The sequence below is a fragment of the Epilithonimonas hispanica genome (genome assembly GCF_003385395.1).
GTDB classification, from domain to species: domain Bacteria; phylum Bacteroidota; class Bacteroidia; order Flavobacteriales; family Weeksellaceae; genus Epilithonimonas; species Epilithonimonas hispanica.
In genome coordinates, this window is sequence record NZ_QNUG01000009.1 from 55,699 (window position 1) to 73,119 (window position 17,421).

At 33.3% G+C, this 17,421-nt stretch carries 12 protein-coding genes; 9 read left to right on the forward strand and 3 right to left on the reverse strand.

Translation table 11 applies throughout. The features are described 5' to 3' along the window. Positions 1–433 precede the first annotated feature (433 nt). The 6 genes from DRF58_RS05540 to DRF58_RS05565 all read left to right on the forward strand — a co-directional run bounded on the left by DRF58_RS05540 (position 434) and on the right by DRF58_RS05565 (position 5,014). Positions 434–1,057: a peptide deformylase gene (locus DRF58_RS05540; RefSeq protein ID WP_116033706.1), complete on the forward strand. Its 624-nt coding sequence runs from the start codon at positions 434–436 to the stop codon at positions 1,055–1,057. A gap of 46 nt (positions 1,058–1,103) precedes the next feature. Next, on the forward strand, positions 1,104–1,445 hold the full coding sequence (locus tag DRF58_RS05545) for a phage holin family protein (protein ID WP_116033708.1): 342 nt from the start codon (positions 1,104–1,106) through the stop codon (positions 1,443–1,445). Positions 1,446–1,586: 141 nt separating this feature from the next. Continuing rightward, positions 1,587–2,354 carry an EI24 domain-containing protein gene (locus DRF58_RS05550; protein WP_116033709.1) on the forward strand — a complete coding sequence of 256 codons (768 nt, stop codon included), beginning with the start codon at positions 1,587–1,589 and terminating at the stop codon, positions 2,352–2,354. 32 nt (positions 2,355–2,386) lie between these two features. After that, positions 2,387–2,815 carry a hypothetical protein gene (locus DRF58_RS05555; RefSeq protein WP_116033711.1) on the forward strand — a complete coding sequence of 143 codons (429 nt, stop codon included), beginning with the start codon at positions 2,387–2,389 and terminating at the stop codon, positions 2,813–2,815. Positions 2,816–2,837: 22 nt separating this feature from the next. Then, complete coding sequence (locus DRF58_RS05560) at positions 2,838–3,398, forward strand: LemA family protein (RefSeq protein ID WP_116033713.1); 561 nt, start codon at positions 2,838–2,840, stop codon at positions 3,396–3,398. Positions 3,399–3,871: 473 nt separating this feature from the next. After that, on the forward strand, positions 3,872–5,014 hold the full coding sequence (locus tag DRF58_RS05565; RefSeq protein ID WP_116033715.1) for a 1-acyl-sn-glycerol-3-phosphate acyltransferase: 1,143 nt from the start codon (positions 3,872–3,874) through the stop codon (positions 5,012–5,014). A 60-nt stretch (positions 5,015–5,074) separates the two neighbouring features. Here DRF58_RS05565 and DRF58_RS05570 read toward each other — a convergent pair whose 3' ends face one another. The 3 genes from DRF58_RS05570 to DRF58_RS05580 all read right to left on the reverse strand — a co-directional run bounded on the left by DRF58_RS05570 (position 5,075) and on the right by DRF58_RS05580 (position 6,848). Beyond that, positions 5,075–5,632, reverse strand: coding sequence for an outer membrane beta-barrel protein (locus DRF58_RS05570; protein ID WP_116033717.1), 558 nt, complete (start codon positions 5,630–5,632; stop codon positions 5,075–5,077). A gap of 31 nt (positions 5,633–5,663) precedes the next feature. Next, a complete protein-coding gene (locus DRF58_RS05575) occupies positions 5,664–6,011 on the reverse strand; it encodes a hypothetical protein (protein WP_116033718.1) in 348 nt (115 codons plus the stop codon). 240 nt (positions 6,012–6,251) lie between these two features. Next, positions 6,252–6,848, reverse strand: coding sequence for a TetR/AcrR family transcriptional regulator (locus tag DRF58_RS05580; protein ID WP_116033720.1), 597 nt, complete (start codon positions 6,846–6,848; stop codon positions 6,252–6,254). A 331-nt stretch (positions 6,849–7,179) separates the two neighbouring features. Here DRF58_RS05580 and DRF58_RS05585 point away from each other — a divergent pair, with 331 nt between their 5' ends. From DRF58_RS05585 to DRF58_RS05595, 3 genes are all read left to right on the forward strand, one after another. Then, positions 7,180–12,213, forward strand: coding sequence for a translocation/assembly module TamB domain-containing protein (locus DRF58_RS05585; protein WP_116033722.1), 5,034 nt, complete (start codon positions 7,180–7,182; stop codon positions 12,211–12,213). Further along, positions 12,213–14,564: a translocation and assembly module lipoprotein TamL gene (gene tamL / locus DRF58_RS05590; protein ID WP_116033723.1), complete on the forward strand. Its 2,352-nt coding sequence runs from the start codon at positions 12,213–12,215 to the stop codon at positions 14,562–14,564. The genes DRF58_RS05585 and tamL overlap by 1 nt, the downstream gene beginning before the upstream one ends. Positions 14,565–14,690: 126 nt before the next feature. Continuing rightward, positions 14,691–17,384, forward strand: a complete 2,694-nt coding sequence (locus tag DRF58_RS05595; protein ID WP_116033725.1) for a PD-(D/E)XK nuclease family protein — start codon at positions 14,691–14,693, stop codon at positions 17,382–17,384. Positions 17,385–17,421 lie beyond the last annotated feature (37 nt).

A 17,421-nucleotide genomic window follows, 5' to 3' on the forward strand; every position in this document is an offset into this window, starting at 1 on the left:
TTAAGAATCTCAATATTAATTTGAGTTATAGTTGTTACATTTTTCTCTTTATTATTTGCGTTCCTCTAGGATTTTTCTGGAGGAACGTTTTGTTTATTTTAATGTAATCCTGAAAAACACATGTTTGTTTTGATCAAAAGATACGTGTGTTTTAATGAAAACTCTCGTGTCTTTTTTATGACTATTCCAAACATCCTGTTCATCGGACTTTACAAAGGTTATTTTTTGAACTTTTGATTAATTTAGATTTGGTTGAAAGTTGATTCGGATTGGTCAATTTCTATTAAGCGAAGCGCACCCCGACTTGAGCGGACTCTTCGAGAGCCTCAGAGTGACAAATTGGGAGCCTTTAGCCTTTCCACAAGCTCAGGATGAACTACGGAAATCATAAAAACATTATTCAAATTCTTATCTTTGATTTAAAATTAAAATTATGCGGAATTTTGCTTTAATATTATTACTATTCATAAGCTTTAACGGGTTTTCTCAGAAGTTTTCTAAAAAAGAAAAAGAATTAATCATAGCTGGCGATGTAAAAACTGCTTTACCTATTTATCAAACGGATAATGATGACCAACATAAGGTTCTGCTGGCTCAGTCCGAGGAGATTTCGCCAAAAGATAAAACCTTACCGATTTTGATTGAAAGAATGAGGTTTGCTTTGGCTGAAACAGGCGGTGGTGTTGGAATTGCTGCGCCTCAGGTTGGGATTAATAGAAGAGTGGTTCTTGTTCAGCGCTTTGATAAAACGGGTCTTCCTGTGGAATATTTTATCAATCCAACAATCGTTTGGCGTTCGGAACTATTAAATAAAGGACCAGAAGGCGATCTTTCTATTGAGAATTTTCGCGATGCTTTCTACAGAAGCCACGTTATCCGATTGGAATATTATGACCTTGAAAACAAGAAGCACGACGAAATGGTAGAAGGCTTCACTGCGGTGATTTTCCAACATGAGATAGACCATCTGTCGGGGATTTTGATTCCGGATAAATTGGAGAATGAAAAAGACTGGCAGTACAAAGAATTGAAATTTTATCAGAAATCTAAGAATTAGGTCTGCTTTTTGAATAGAAAGTTTTAATCAAATAAATCTTTAAACTATGAACTTTATTATCCGTTTGCTGATCACAGCCATTTCAGCTTTTTTACTTAGTAAATTCCTCACGGGAGTACATTTTGAATCATTTGGTTCTACCATTATTTTCGCTATTGTTCTGGGAATACTGAACATCTTTGTGAAGCCAATTCTATCAATCCTGTCTTTACCTATTACCATTCTTACATTAGGATTATTTGCGTTCGTTATCAATGCATTGATTATTCTTTTGACAGATTATTTTATGAGTAGTATGCAAGTCGATGGTTTCCTTTGGGCATTGCTTTTCAGTATTTTGCTATCACTTGTGACATCGGTTTTTACAACGATTTTTGAAAAAGATTAAGAAAAAAATTGTTGACAAAAAATGTCAAAAGAGCTGTCTTATGATTAAGATAGCTCTTTTTGTTTTTATCTGTAGGATTAAAATTATTGGGATTTTGGTACTTTAATTGATTCTTGTAATTTACAATCAAGGTTTGTATATATGAGTGAATTTTATAAGTTCTACAATAATCTAGAAGTTGATAATGGACTTCTGGTTATGTTGATGATTATGAGTGTTTTTGTTGCTATCTTTCACACCATTATTACCATTGGACTATACGAAATCAACCTAAAACCAAAATGGCTTTTCTTTGTCCTGAATCCTTTATTAATGTGGCTAAGTTCACTGTCTGACAAAAGATTGGGAGCTTTGGTTGCTATTATTCTCTTTCTTTATGTTTTTGTTCTGGGAATTATTGGGATGATTGTTTCGGCCATCAGAAGTGGTTGTCAAAGTTCAAAAGATGAAGATGCACGCCGAAGAAAAAAGGGAAAAGAAACACTTCCAGTTTGGAAAAAGATTCTTTATACACTTCCAGGATTATTGTTTTTTGGATTTGTATTCGCTTTAGGAATTCCTTATTTCATCATTATTGTATTCATCATTCTACCGTTTTTGACGTCATTAAAACCGAATAACAAAAAACGATTTTACAAATTCCAACGGACACTTCCAACTTCCAATATCCGTTCTGTTGCGATGGGATTGGCAGAGATTTTTGGAAAGGTAATGACAATTGAACCAATGATTTCCCGAATTGGAAGTAAGCAATGTATAGGATTTCTCCACACAATTGAAAATGTAATTACAGATGACGACGGCAAAGATTCTTACACTATGAATCTTCTGAGACAATCTGCAAACCATTTTATGTTCAGGATAAATCTGGACAAATCAAAGTTGTTACAGACGGAATTGAATTCATAGATTTTGAGATTGATGAACAATACCAATCCTCTATGAAAAGATATACGCAATATATTTTGAAAGATAATATGGAAGTTCTTCTGATTGGAAAAGCAGGTTTGGGAGGAAATAATGAAGCTGTTTTTCAGAAAGTAGAGATCAAAGATGTCTTCGGGATTTCGCCTGTTGCAAGTGTTGAAAACTATAATACATTGCGTCCGATTTTACAATCTGCAGGCTATTTTACTTACTTCTGGGTAATCTTGATTACGCTTATTTTTCTGACACCTATTTCACTCAAAAATAATATGATAGTGTTTGGAAAAATCAATGTTGATTTACCTTTTCCAAACTCAAAACCTGTAGAATCTGTATCGGATTTTTATGATAATATCTACGATAGTTACGAAAAATCAAATGATGTTGAGAATGATTACCAGAAAGAAGCCGATAGTGCAGAAGTAACACAAGCACCGAAATAATAATTAATAAAAAATAAAAATTATGATACAAATTTTTGCTTATGTCATTTTAGTATTGGTCATTATTGGTCTTTTAAATGTTATCATTTCGACTTATAACAGACTTGTAATGCTAAGGAATAATGTAGATAAATTGTTTGTGAATATTGATGTGCTTTTGAAACAACGAGCAGATGAAATCCCCAATCTCATAAAGGTAGTCAAAGAATCTATGAGGTTTGAAGAATCTATGTTGACAAAATTGACAGAACTGAGAACGCAATTCCTCAATTCTAACTCGGCAGAAGAAAAAGTAGAACTTTCTAGTCAAATGCAAAATGAACTGAAATCCATTTTCGTTGTCGCCGAGAATTATCCTAATATCAAAACCAATCAGAATTTTCAATTGCTTCAAAACCGTTTTTCGAGGATAGAAGACGCTATTGCAGACAGAAGAGAATATTATAATGAGACTGTAACAACGTACAATATCGGCATTCAGGAGTTCCCAAATTTTATCTTAGCAAAAATGATGTCGTACGGGGAAAAACAATTGTTGAAAATATCGGAACAAGAAAAAAAATACGATGGAATTGCCTTTTAGTATCATATAGATTCTCTGATATATCGAAGAAGAACCAAGGATTTTGGTAGCATTTGCAGCTTTCCATTCTTTTGCCTTGATGTTATTGATTATTCCATTGTGGATTTTGAAAAAGATTGGGATTTATAAGCCGATTCAAAACTTAGGAATTTTTGGTTTTTCCGTTGTTCTTATCTTTACAGTGTTTGGTTGCTAGGATTTGTTTCTCAGATATTACTAATGTTTATGGGTGTTTCTGTACTCAAGATGTTGATGATCTATATATCAATGAATCTCTGTATTACTGCTTTTGTGATTGTGAATGCAACAGGATTACAAAAGAAATTTGACCAATATCAATTGAAAAAGAAAACTTTGAATAACTGATTAAATTATTTAGATGATCTGTTTTTATTGCTTTTGATTATTATCATAATCAAGGGATAAGTTCAATAATTTTTCGTTGTTTTGCAAAATCTTATTAAAATAGAGTTATGTCCAAGTTTGATGATATCAGACCTTTTTATGATGAAGAAGTGAATGATGCACTGCAAAGTGTGTCCAAACATCCGATGATGAAAGCGTTGATGCGTTTTACTTTTCCGGATAGAGATGATAGTTTCTGGTTGGAAAAACTAGAAAATGTACATTCTATCTATGATTTTCAAAGTAAGGTAATTTATCAGACTGTTCTTCAGATTTTAGAAAAAAGTTCGGAAGGATTAAGTACTTCGGGCTTTGATAAGCTAGATAAAAATACATCCTATCTCTTCATTTCAAACCATAGAGATATCGTTTTGGATACATCTCTGCTTAATTTGGTTTTATTTGAGAAAGAACTTATTATGACTTCTTCTGCTATTGGAGATAATCTGGTGGGTAAAAAAATCCTTCATATAATTGCTAAGCTTAATCGTAATTTTTTGGTTCAGAGAAGTGTGTCTATTCGCGAACAACTTAGTAGCTCAAAAACATTATCAGATTATATCTATCAACTTTTGACAGAAGAAAACCGATCTGTATGGATGGCTCAGAGTGAAGGGCGTACAAAAGACGGAAATGATGTGACACAACAAGGTATGCTAAAAATGCTGGCAATGGCAGCTGGAGATTCTTCTTTGATAGATTTTTTTAAAAACCTAAAAATTGTTCCCTTATCTATCTCTTACGAATATGATCCTACAGATGCTTTGAAAATGCCACAACTGATAGCAAAGTCTAAAAATGAAGTCTATGTAAAGAACAAAAATGAAGATTTCAAAACCATTATCAGTGGAGTATTGGGGCAGAAGCGAAGAATCCATCTACACGCAGGCAAAGTTCTGGATCAAGAATTAGATTGCATTGCTCATCAATTCGAAAATAAAAATAAGCAACTCCAAGCTATCGCTCAGATTATTGATAAATCTATCATCGGAAATTATAAACTTTGGCCAACCAAGTATATTGCTTACGATCTTCTGTACAAAACCAATCAGTTTTCTGACCGTTATACCGAGGAAGAGAAGCAACTTTTTGAACGCAGGCTAGAAATGCGGATTAAAGATTCTGATGAAACATTGAGAAAACATTTTTTAGAGATGTATGCCAATCCAATCTCTAATAAAATGAAATACGAACAGAAATCTACTGTCTAAGTTATAAAAAAACACTATCGGAATTTGATAGTGTTTTGTTTTGTTTTAAGATTATAAAAACTACAAACGATTCTGTTCATCTGTCTTTTGTCCAGCTTTAGCATCTTTCACTTTCTGATTTTTTAGATTAATCATAAAATACTGTGTATCTCGATAATCTTTAAAATATTGATTTTGGTCTGCATATCTTGTCGAGATTGTGTTCTTATCCGTTCGGAAAATATCATTAAAAACCAAACCTACTTCCAGTTTTTCATCAAACATTTTCTTGTTGATGATAACATTGGTTCTCTGAGAAGAACTGATGTCAAAAGAGCCTTGAATCGTCTTCGAATTATAAACATAAGACAAGTTGAGATCCCAGGTTTTTGCTTTGTCCAAAGTGATTTGTGTGGAAACATTTGCATTATACAAGAACACATCATTTTTGTACAAAATCTTATACGTTCCCATAAAATAATTCTCCTGATATCCTCCTGCTCTAAAAAGATTCATTTTCCAATAGGGTTTTATTGAAAAGCTTTTGGAAAAATTGATGCCCAGATTTTGTCCGTGGTCGATATTAGTATAATTATAAACTGTTTCAAAAGTCTGTGGATTCTGAACAGAAATTTCCATTGACGGGTCTTTGATATAACTGTAGTAAGTTTTAAAATTTCAATCTTTTACAGTGTAAGTCAAACTGATCATTAGAATATCGATAATCCAATTGCGTTGCATAAAGCGAAATATCCTGAATATTGTTGTTCGCGAATCTATTATTAGTTGCAGGTTGTCCATCAAAATTCAATAAAGTGGCGACATCCTGATTTTCTTTGAAGCGTTTTGTACTCGAGTTATTGGTCCAAGTCAGATTATGATTTCCCAATTTTTTATCAAAAACCAGATAAGAATTAAAACTGTTATCATATTGATTTTCTGGTTGGATGTCAATAATTGGATTGTAATTGATTGTTTGCTGTGTTGTAAATATTAGTTGGAACGTTATAATGACCATTATTATTTGGCGCATTATAACCATCAAAACCAAACTGAACTGTTGACAAACTATCCAAAGTATATTGTCCTGAAAAGTTATAAATGTGTTGCTCGTGTGAGTGAGTTGTTCTCACCATATCACTTTCCCAACAGGTTTTGTCTTTTGTTTTACTAAAAAATTTAACTTAGAAATTAGAATAATCTTGGTTTAACTTAATGTTAATTTTCCTAACGATGTTAATTTCAAGTTCAAAAAAAATTACAATGATTTTATAAAAGCTGAAACTGTTTCGTCCAGTGTTGTTTTATTCATCGTAGAAGGAATATCTGCATTTCTCATCATCATAATAGAAATCAAGCCGTGTAGAGCTGAAAACAAAGCGTGAGAAGAGTGGCAAGCATTATCCGGGTTTGAACCTTTTTTCTTGATAATTTCAGATGTACAATCAAAAAGTAATTCTTGGAAAGAAGAAAACTCTTCCTTCATCAATCCTTTTCCACTGCACTGCATTCCTAGCCCAAACATCAATTGGTAGTATTCCTTATTGTTGAAAGCAAAGTTCCAATAAGCATCTACAATTGCTACAATTTGCTCTTCTGGAGTATCGTATTTTTTCTGTGCTTTTAGAAGTTCGATGTGTAATTTGTGAAAACCATTCAGAGAGATTTCAAAAAGAATAGCTTCTTTATTTTCGAAATAATCATAAACCACAGGAGCACTATATTCTATAGCATCAGCAATCTTTCTGATAGAAAGGGAAGCCCAACCGTCCGTTTTAGCCAAAGAAAAAGCCGCATCCAAAATATTGGCGCGTATAGATTCTTTTTCTCTTTGACGACGTTCGTGTAAGCCCATTTGTATTATTTCTAACAGTGTTAGCAAAATTATAACATTTTAAAAATAAGTACCAAATAAATACTTAATTTTAAATGTTAAATAAAATAGGTTTTGCTTTAAAGTGTCGTTAGTTATTGTTTTATTGTTTTTTTTGTGATGATGTCGAAATTAATAAACAAATCAGGGGGATTTATTCAAATTATGAACTTTTATATTCTTTAAATTTAAATAGATAATTTGATGAAAATAATTATTTGTATATTGAAAGTCGATTATTGTAAATTAATTTCTAACAAAATTATTTTATAGTACAGTATTTGTTATAGCTAATTTTGTAAACTATTAAGATTTGAAAAAACTCAATAAAAGAAAGATTCTTAAACGTACTTTACTAACCATTATTTCCATATTGGTTTTTTTTGTTTTGCTGATATTCAGTTTGAGATTGCCGTTTGTTCAGAATTTTATTAAGGATAAAGCAATCACTTATCTCGAAGATAAAATCAAAACAAAGGTAAGCTTGGAAAAGATTTACATTGGTTTTCCAAATAGTGTAATTATTGAAAATCTGTATTTAAAAGGTCAAAAAGTAGATACATTATTAGCTGTAAAGAAATTCGATGTTGGATTGGATATGTGGCAATTGATCAACTCCAAAGCTGATTTGACATCGATAGATTTGGAAGGTGTTCGCGCAAATGTTGTAAGAGATCCGCAAGGCAAATTCAATTTTGATTATATTATTGATGCATTCGCTACTTCGGAAAAGGAAGAAAGCCCGTCAAAACCGTTTATTATTTCTTTAGATAAAATTAGATTAAAAGATATCGGTGTCACTTTCAACGATCAACAGTCTAAGAATGACATCAAAGTTTACTTCAATTCATTCGATACAAGAGTAAAAACTTTTGATCTTCAAAATAATAATTATGCTGTTAATGATATCAATCTTGACGGATTGAAACTAAAACTGAAACAAGATCTGATAGAAGAAGTTTCCAAAAATGTCGAGAAAAAAGTAGATTCGCTTAATCAGCAAAAACCAATGAAATTAGGTTTAAGCGGAATCAAACTAACCAATTTCAATATCGATTATGGCGATGATAATACCAAGACTTTTGCTAAAGTTTTATTTAAAGAATTAAGTACGAAAGTCAATAACCTTGATTTGCAAAATAAGTCTTATGATGTTGGAAACGTTTATTTTACAGGCGCAGATATCATTGCTAATTTGTTTTTACCAACTTCCAATGCGAATCCGAAAGATGAAAAAGCTTCTGAAACTTCAACAGCTTCAGCGAAAGAAAAAGCAATGAAAGTGCTTCTCGGAAAACTGATTTTTGAAAATGTAAAAGTTGCTTATAACAATACAGCAATTGCTCCAACCAAAACAGGAATGGATTTCAATCATCTTAATTTTGGAAAATTAAATGTTGATGTCCGAGATTTCAAAATGGAGAATAATGGTTTTGCAGGAACTGTGAAATCAGCAGAAATTCAGGAGAAACGAGGTTTGGATATCCAAAAGTTCAATACGGATTTTGTTTATTCGGAGAAAGAAGCATATTTGAAAGACCTTTATCTTCAAACTCCGAAAACGGTTTTGAGAGACGAAGTGATCCTTAATTATAATTCGATTGAGCAATTATCAGCAAATCCAGGAGCTGTTAAGATCTCAGCCAATATTGAAAATTCTAAAATTGGTTTTTCTGACATTTTAAATCTAGTTCCGACTTTAAGAAATACAGCTCCTTTCAACAAATATCCAAATGCAATTCTAAATGTCAATGCCAATGTAAAAGGTTTGGTAAATGATCTTGTAATTAATGATTTGAAAGTTTCCGGCTTGGACCAATTGCGGGTTTCAGCTTCCGGCAGAATCAAAAATGCGATGAATCCAGATCAACTTTATTATGATTTAAGAATTGGCGAATTAGCTTCCTCGGGAAGAACTATTTTCAATTTGGTTCCGAAAGGCACGATTCCGTCCAACATTTCTCTGCCGTCGCATTTCAGTATTAAAGGATTTGCTAAAGGAACGACAAAGATTGTGAATACGGATTTGAATTTACATTCAACGCTTGGAAATGCTGGAATCATTGCAAAAGTTGATATGCGAAGAAAAAACCGTGAATTGTTTGATGTAAAAGCCAATCTACAGAATCTTCAAATCGGAAAAATCATTCAGAATAAAGATATTGGAGGAATCACTGCTCAGATTACAGCAAAAGGACAAAGTTTTGACCCGAAAATAATGTCAGCTCAATTGGCTGGTAATGTAAAATCTGCGACTTACAAAGGATATACTTATCAGAATATGAATCTGAAAGGGAAAATTAATCGCGGAGCTTATGATATTGAACTGAATTCCAAAGACCCTAATGCTAATCTGCAATTGACAGCTTCCGGTGTCTATGATGATAAAAATCCGACACTGAAAGTCAATGGAAGTATCGAAAAATTGGATATTAATAAATTAGGATTTTACAGTTCTCCAATGATTTTAGCTGGTGCGATTGATGGTGATTTCAAAAGTCTTGATCCGGATAATTTGAATGGTTATCTGAATCTGAAAAACTTTGCAATTTCTGATACTAAAGAGGTTTATCCAATTCAGGAAATTAATTTGAATGCGCTTTCTACAAAAGATTCTACTCAGATCAAATTCAATTCTCAGATTGCCGATGTAGAATTGAATGGAAAATATAAACTGACTCAGATTTTCGGAGCTCTATCGCAGACTGTGAATCAATATTATCAATTTCAAAAACCTGAAAAGAACTCAAAAATTGATGCTGGACAGTTTTTTACTTTGAATGCAAAAATCAAAAATGATGATTTGATCAGGAAATTTGTTCCAGATTTGAAAAGCTTTGAAACCATTAATATCACAGGAAATTACAATGCCGATTCTCAAAAAATAGAACTCGATGCCAATATTCCACAGGTTTTATACGGAACGAATTCGCTTGAAAATACCAATTTAAAAATCACGAATGAAAATCAGGCTTTACAATATAATCTTGATGTTGCTTCATTAAAAAGTGAAAGTTTTGCTTTGAATAAAGTCAATGTCAATGGAGGTGTTTCGAATAATGTCATCAATTATAATATCACAACAAAAGATGCGAAAGATCAGACTCAATTCCTGATTGCCGGAAATGCCAAATCTATGAATGACATTACTGAAATTTCACTCAATCCAACCGGTTTAAAATTGAATTATATGGATTGGGCAGTTGCGGAAGGAAATAAAATTCAGATTGGAAGCCAAGGTATTTTTGCAGATAATTTTAGATTGTCAAATTCTGGAAGTGAGATTTTGGTACAGTCGGAAAACAATTCTCCCAACAGTCCTTTGAATGTCACTTTGAAAGATTTCAAAATCGAAACGATTACAGAGATTATTAAAAAAGATTCACTTTTAGCAAAAGGATCTATCAACGGAACTGCTCAACTGCGAGACTTGAATAAGAAAATGAATTTCAACGCAGATATCAATGTTTCAGATCTGTTTGTTTACGGAAGTCCAGTTGGAAATCTTTCTGTGAAAGCTAATAATACTTCGGCAGATATAATCAATGCAGACATTGCACTTTCAGGGAACGATAATGATGTTAAAATCACAGGAAATTACAATACTTCAGCCAGTAGTTTTGACCTTGATCTTGCGATGAATCAGCTTCAGATGAAAACACTCCAAGGTTTTTCTATGAACGCGATTACGAATACAGAAGGTTATCTTTCTGGCGATTTGAAAATTACAGGAACTGCAACTGAACCAAAAATTCTTGGCGATGTGAAAATGAATAATGTCGGATTGATGATAGCACAAACCGGAAGTGATTTCAGAAAAATTAATGATAAAATTTCGTTTACGCACCGAGGAATTGAATTTGATAATTTCAAGATCAATGATAAAGATGGAAACTCCCTTAAGATTGATGGTCAGGTTTTGACACAGACTTACAGAGATTTTGGATTTAATCTGAATATCAATGCTAAAGATTTCAAAGTCGTGAATTCGGAAAAATCAAACGATGCAATGATGTATGGGATTCTTGCAATTGATGCAGCTTTGAAAGTTCGCGGTAATCTCGACTTACCAAAAGTTGACGGAAGATTAGCGGTTTCGGATGATACGGATTTTACTTTCGTTTTGCCTCAGTCCAGTCCTTCATTACAGGAAAGAGACGGCATTGTGGAGTTCATTGACCAAGATCAGATTGCGCTTAACAAAACTATCGTTGCAGATTCTTTGGCTGCTAAAAATAAGATCAAAGGAATGGATGTGAGTGTGAATATTGAAGTCAGCAAAGAAGCGAAAATGTCTATTATTATTGATAAAGCCAATGGTGATTTTGTAAAACTTCAAGGTGAAGCAGAATTAACAGGTGGAATTGATCCTTCCGGAAAGACAACTCTGGTAGGTATTTACCAAGTCGAGCAGGGAAGTTATGATATGACTGTGAGTCTTTTGAAGCGGAAATTCGATATCCAAAAAGGAAGTACGATTACTTGGAATGGAGAACCAACTTCTGCAACTTTGGATATTACTGCTGTTTATAAAACGGAGACTGCACCGCTGGATTTGGTTGAACAGCAGATCAGTGGAGAAAGTGCTTCAACACTTAATCAGTATAAACAAAGAATGGAGTTCAATACTTTGCTTAAAATGAATGGAGAATTGTTAAAACCAGTTATCACTTTTGATATCACGACAGCAGAAAAGGACAATTCGGTTTCTACCAATGTCAAAGATGTTGTGGATCAGAAATTAGCTCAGCTGAGAACCGATGAAAATGAAATGAACAAGCAGGTTTTTGCTTTGCTTTTACTGAATCGTTTCATAGGTGAAAACCCTTTTGAAAGTAATGCCGGGCTTTCCGCAGAAGCTCTGGCAAGACAGAGTGTGAGCAAGATTCTGTCTCAACAATTAAACAATCTCGCTTCTGGATTGATTAAAGGCGTTGACCTTAATCTAGGTTTAGAATCGTCTGAAGATTACTCAACTGGAACAAAAAATACCCGAACAGACCTTAATGTTGACATCAGTAAAAAATTATTGAATGACCGTTTGAAAGTGTCTGTAGGAAGTAATTTCGGAGTAGAAGGTGATGCAAGACAAAATGAAAACACAACCAACATTGCCGGCGATGTTACCATAGATTACAGTCTGTCTAAAGATGGAAGATATATGCTGAGAGCTTATCGTAAAGATGAGTATCAGGTTGCGCTTCAAGGTCAGATTATCGAAACGGGATTAGGTTTTATTATCACTTTGGATTATGATAAATTCCGTGAGATTTTTCAAAAATCTAAAAGAGAAAAGTCCAGAACTAAAAGAGAAAATAAGAACAAAGAAATTGTAGATTTTAAATAATGAAGATTAGGATTAATAATCATTTCCAAATAATAATTGCGATTTCAACTGTAGCAATTGTGTCGTCGTGTAGTAATGTGAAATTTCTGAAAGAAGGACAAATGCTTTACACTGGCGCCGAAGTGAAAATAGAAAATGACAGTATTTCTAAAAAAGAAAAGAAAGCTCTAAAAGCCGAACTGGAGGAAAATCTTACACCGAAACCCAACTCGACTTTCTTAGGATTACGTCCAAAATTGTATGCTTACAACATTGCTAAAGAACCGAAAAAAGACAAAGGATTCAACTATTGGCTGAAATATAAATTTGGAGAAAAACCGGTTTTGCTAGGCGATGTTGACAGAGAATTTAATAAAGATATTCTTATTAATTATTCCGAAAATCAAGGCTATTTTAATGCGCAGGCGACTTACGACACCATTTCTAAAAATAAAAAAGCGCAGGTTATTTATACCGTAAAACCAGGAAATCAATATTTGATCAGTCAGGTTAAATTTCAAGAAGACTCAACTTTGGTTAATAAAGAGATCCAAAATTTGAAAGATAAATCTCTGCTTAAGGTCGGAAATCCTTTTAATCTTGATGTTATCAAAGCGGAAAGGGAAAGAATTGATAACGGTTTGAAGGAAAAAGGATTCTATTATTTTCATCAGGACAATATCATCGTTCAGGCTGACAGTACAGTTTCAAAAAATCATAAAGTGGAACTGAATGTCAAATTAAAAGATGAAACGCCAGATCTGGCAACACAGCAGTTTTCTATTGATAAAGTCGTAGTATTCCCCAATTATAATATCAGAGATGTAAAACAAGGAAAGTACAGCGTTCCTATGAATGCTGATTCTCTTGCTAAATATACTCACGATGATATTTATGTGATTGATCCGGATCATAAATTCAAACCGAAGATTTTTGATCGCGCTCTGTATTTTAAAAAAGGAGATTTGTATAATCGGGCAGACCATAACTTGACTTTGAGCCGATTAATTAGTTTAGGAGTTTTCAAATTTGTTAAAAATGAGTTCGTGGTTTCAGATTCTCTCAATCATAAATTTGATGCTTATTATCTGTTGACACCAAGACAGATTCAGTCTTTAAGATTAGAAACTTTGGCAAGAACCAATTCCGCAAATTACGGAGGTGGAGAAGTCAATCTGAACTGGACTCACAGAAATATTTTCCGAGGAGCAGAACAGTTGAAAGCTTCAATTTATGGAGCATTTGATGTGCAGATGGGAGGAGCAAAAGATGCTAATAACATCATTAGAGTTGGTGCAAATACGCAACTTTCTATCCCGAGAATCGTTGCGCCTTTTCGTTTTAATTCTTCCAGTGAGTATGTTCCAAGGACCAATATCAGTCTTGGTTATGAATATCAAAGCCGAACGCAGTTGTACACGCTTCATAATTTCAATGCATCATTTGGATATGCCTGGAAAGAAAATATCAGAAAAGAACACGATTTGAAGGTGATTGATATTACAATGGTTTCGCCTCAAACTGTGACTGCAAAATATAAAGAACAGATTGATGGGAATATCGAAAAAGGTATTCCACCTAATCCAACTTTAGGAAGAGTCGTAGCGAAACAATTGATTTTTGGACCAACATATAGTTATACTTATACCAATACTACTTCTCCAAAAACCAATACCATCTATTACAAAGGAATGTTGGATTTAGCCGGAAATATTACAGGTCTTGTAACAGGTGCCAATGCTAAAAATGGTAAAGAAAAAGAAATTTTCAATGTTCCTTTCAGCCAGTATGTGAAGATGGAAAATGATTTCAGATTCTATCACAAGTTCAGTGAGAAGACCAATTTTGCTTCCAGAATTATTGCTGGTGTTGCTTATCCTTACGGGAATTCTCAATTAATGCCTTATTCCAAGCAGTTTTTTGTGGGAGGAAGTAACAGTATCCGAGCTTTCCGAGCAAGAACATTGGGGCCGGGAAGTTACGATCCAAGAACACAGAATGCAAGTTTCTACTTTGACCAATCAGGTGATATAAAATTAGAAATGAATGCAGAATACCGCGCCAATATCTATAAATTTCTAAATGTTGCAGCTTTTGTAGACGCAGGAAATATTTGGCTGATGAACGAGGATTCTACAAGACCAGGCGGAAAATTCTCAAAAGATTTCCTCAATGAATTAGCGGTTGGGGCTGGTATTGGAATGCGGCTGGATTTTTCAATTTTGATTCTAAGATTAGATCTTGCAATGCCGTTGAGAGTTCCTTATTATGAAAAAGGCGACCGCTGGGTTTTAGATAGAATCAAATTCGGAGACAGTTCTTGGAGAAAAGATAATTTGATTCTGAATATTGCGATTGGATATCCGTTCTAATTTAATATTATAGAATTTAGTGTATTTTCTGTTATAATAAATTATTCTAGATTTTACATTTGATAAATATTTCAAATCAACAAAAAAATAATTAAATTGAGCCTTTAAGTTTTTAAAGGCTTTTTTATGCAATTTCTTCAAAAGATCATTTCAGAATTATTAGAAAATCATCAGGACATCTCCGAGTTGGATATTGTTTTACCCGGAAAAAGACCAATGGTTTTTATCAAAAGAATCTTGCAGGAAAAGCAATATCAAGGACTTTTACCCAACTTCGTTACAATCGATGAGCTAATTGCCGAACTTTCTGAAAATGTAGAAATCAAAGGCATTGCCCTTTGGTTGTTCTCATTTAGGATTTATAACAAAATTGATTCTTCCGAAGATTTTTCTGGTTTTCTAAAATGGTTTCCGACTTTACAGAAAGATTGGGACGATATGATGAAGTTTTCCGATGATGATCAGAAAATCCTGCTTTGGATGTTGGACGAAGAACGAATCAAAAATTGGGGAGAAAACCTCGGAGACGATGACAATCCAAGAAAACGAAACCTGAATTTTTGGAGAAAAATGAACGAGTTTCTACCACTTCTGAAATCAGAACTCAGAAAAGAAAATCTCGCTACTTCCGGAATGTTATATCAGGAAGCATTTTCCAAGATTGAAAACTTTGCCAAACAAACCAATCGTCAATTTGTTTTTTGTGGTTTCAATGCGTTGTCTAGAGTGGAAGAACAATTGGTAAGACAACTTTTGCAATGGAATAAAGCGGAAACTTATTTCCAAGCCGACCAATATTATATCGATGACGAAAGACAAGAGTCCGGAAAATTCCTGCGAGAAACTTTGAAATGGAAAGAGTTCAATGATAGTCGGGATTTTAAATGGATTGAAAATCAATTTAATCAACCAAAAAATATTAAAACCTATGAAGTTTCGGGAAATATCGTTCAAGCGAAATTCCTTCCTGAAATCCTAAAAAAAATCCCGAAAAAGGAATTGTCGGAAACAGCTTTGGTTTTGCTGGATGAAAATCTTTTGCCTGCGGTTTTAGACAGTTTAAACGTTGTAGAAAGCGTGAACATTACAATGGGATTTCCGTTAAAGAATCTCTCGTTCAGTAATGCGATTAAAAAACTGTTTTATCTACAAAAACAACAAGAGAAAAAATCATCTAGCTATTATTACGCCGATGTTTTACCAATCTTGGAAGAATTACCAAATGACGAAAAAGATTCTGAAGTTATCCGGAATTTTGTCGCAACAATTGAGGAAAGAAACATTGTTTATATTTCTAAGTCATTATTACAGGAATTACTGAGAAATCTAAGTTACTTCCAACTTTTACAAAAACCGGAAAGCTCTCAACAGTTTTTAGATTTATTAATTAAATTCTGTTACGAACTCAAATTCAAAGAATTAGATGATATTCAGTACGAAAATATTGCATTGTTTGAGAATGTTTTCAAAATCATCAAAAATCAATTATTACCTTATCAGATTGATGTCAAAATAGAAACTTTGGAAGTTCTCATCAATCAATTAGTCAATTCAGAAAGTATTGATTTTGTGGGAGAACCGTTGGCTGGATTCCAGATTATGGGACTTTTGGAAACGCGTCTTTTGAACTTTAAAAATGTGATTCTCCTTTCCGTTAACGAAGGGAAATTACCTTTAGGAAACACTCAAAACACTTACATTCCGTTTGATGTCCGCAAGAATTTTGGTTTGAATACTTTTCTTGAAAATGACAGTATTTATGCTTATCACTTTTATCGATTGATCCAGAATTCGGAAAACGTTCATTTGCTTTACAATGCGTTGAGTTCGGGCGTAAATACAGGCGAAAAAAGCCGTTTCATCACCCAACTGGAAATGGAAAGTTCACACAAGATTGAACATATTATTATCGAAAATTCCTCGGAGCCAATTGCTCAGGAACTAATGAAAATCGATAAGAATGATGAAGTAATGCGACTTTTGAACGAATGGAAAAACCGAGTTTCTCCTTCGCATCTAGTGACTTATCTTTATAATCCGATTGATTTTTATCTTAATAATCTTCTCAAAACCAGAGAAACCAACGAAATTGAAGAAGAACTTTCGCAAAGAAATTATGGGAATTTGGTTCATTATGCATTGCAATTTTTACATGAACCAATTAAAGGTAAAATATTGTCGGTTAATGATTTAGAAGATTTACTTCAACAAACAGATTCAGCGATTGACTTTGCGATTGAAAAGCTGAAACATCAGCAGGAATTCTATGAACGTGGAATGAATTACATCCACAAAGAAATTGCCAAAAGGGTCGTTCGTAATATTGTTGAGTATGATTTGGAGTTAGTCAAAAATGGTTCTGCTTTGGAGATTTTGGATTTGGAAAAAGAAATCAACTGTGATTTTTTCCTTGATGAAAATCAAAATAATAAAATCAGTTTTTATGGCTTCATCGATAGAATCGACAGGCTGGACGGAATCACAAGAGTCATTGATTATAAAACAGCAAAACCTAAAAAATTAACGGTTAATCTAGGGAAAAATAAGGAAGAGAAACTTCCTGAATTATTTTTTAATGATGATTACAAACAGGCTTTACAGCTTTCTATTTATAAATATTGTATCAAGAACGTTTTGAATATCAATCCAGATCATATAGAAACCGCAATCTGGTCTTTTGCAGAAGTCAACAATGGTCCACAAAAATTAAACTTTATTGACATCGAAGATTCGGAAGTAGAAGACTCCATCAGAAATTTAATTTTTGAAATCCTGAATCCTGAAATTCCTTTTGAGGAAAAAGAAAAAGTGAGTTGGTGAAAAAAATAAAAGACTTCCCAAATCTGGAAAGTCTTTT

Excerpts from the sequence above, each read along its gene's own strand:
- DRF58_RS05540 (WP_116033706.1), top strand. The coding sequence starts at position 434 with ATGCGGAATTTTGCTTTAATATTATTACTATTCATAAGCTTTAACGGG.
- DRF58_RS05545 (WP_116033708.1), top strand. The coding sequence starts at position 1,104 with ATGAACTTTATTATCCGTTTGCTGATCACAGCCATTTCAGCTTTTTTA.
- DRF58_RS05550 (WP_116033709.1), top strand. The coding sequence starts at position 1,587 with ATGAGTGAATTTTATAAGTTCTACAATAATCTAGAAGTTGATAATGGA.
- DRF58_RS05555 (WP_116033711.1), top strand. The coding sequence starts at position 2,387 with ATGAAAAGATATACGCAATATATTTTGAAAGATAATATGGAAGTTCTT.
- DRF58_RS05560 (WP_116033713.1), top strand. The coding sequence starts at position 2,838 with ATGATACAAATTTTTGCTTATGTCATTTTAGTATTGGTCATTATTGGT.
- DRF58_RS05565 (WP_116033715.1), top strand. The coding sequence starts at position 3,872 with ATGTCCAAGTTTGATGATATCAGACCTTTTTATGATGAAGAAGTGAAT.
- DRF58_RS05570 (WP_116033717.1), bottom strand. The coding sequence starts at position 5,632 with ATGGAAATTTCTGTTCAGAATCCACAGACTTTTGAAACAGTTTATAAT.
- DRF58_RS05575 (WP_116033718.1), bottom strand. The coding sequence starts at position 6,011 with ATGGTCATTATAACGTTCCAACTAATATTTACAACACAGCAAACAATC.
- DRF58_RS05580 (WP_116033720.1), bottom strand. The coding sequence starts at position 6,848 with ATGGGCTTACACGAACGTCGTCAAAGAGAAAAAGAATCTATACGCGCC.
- tamL (WP_116033723.1), top strand. The coding sequence starts at position 12,213 with ATGAAGATTAGGATTAATAATCATTTCCAAATAATAATTGCGATTTCA.
- DRF58_RS05595 (WP_116033725.1), top strand. The coding sequence starts at position 14,691 with ATGCAATTTCTTCAAAAGATCATTTCAGAATTATTAGAAAATCATCAG.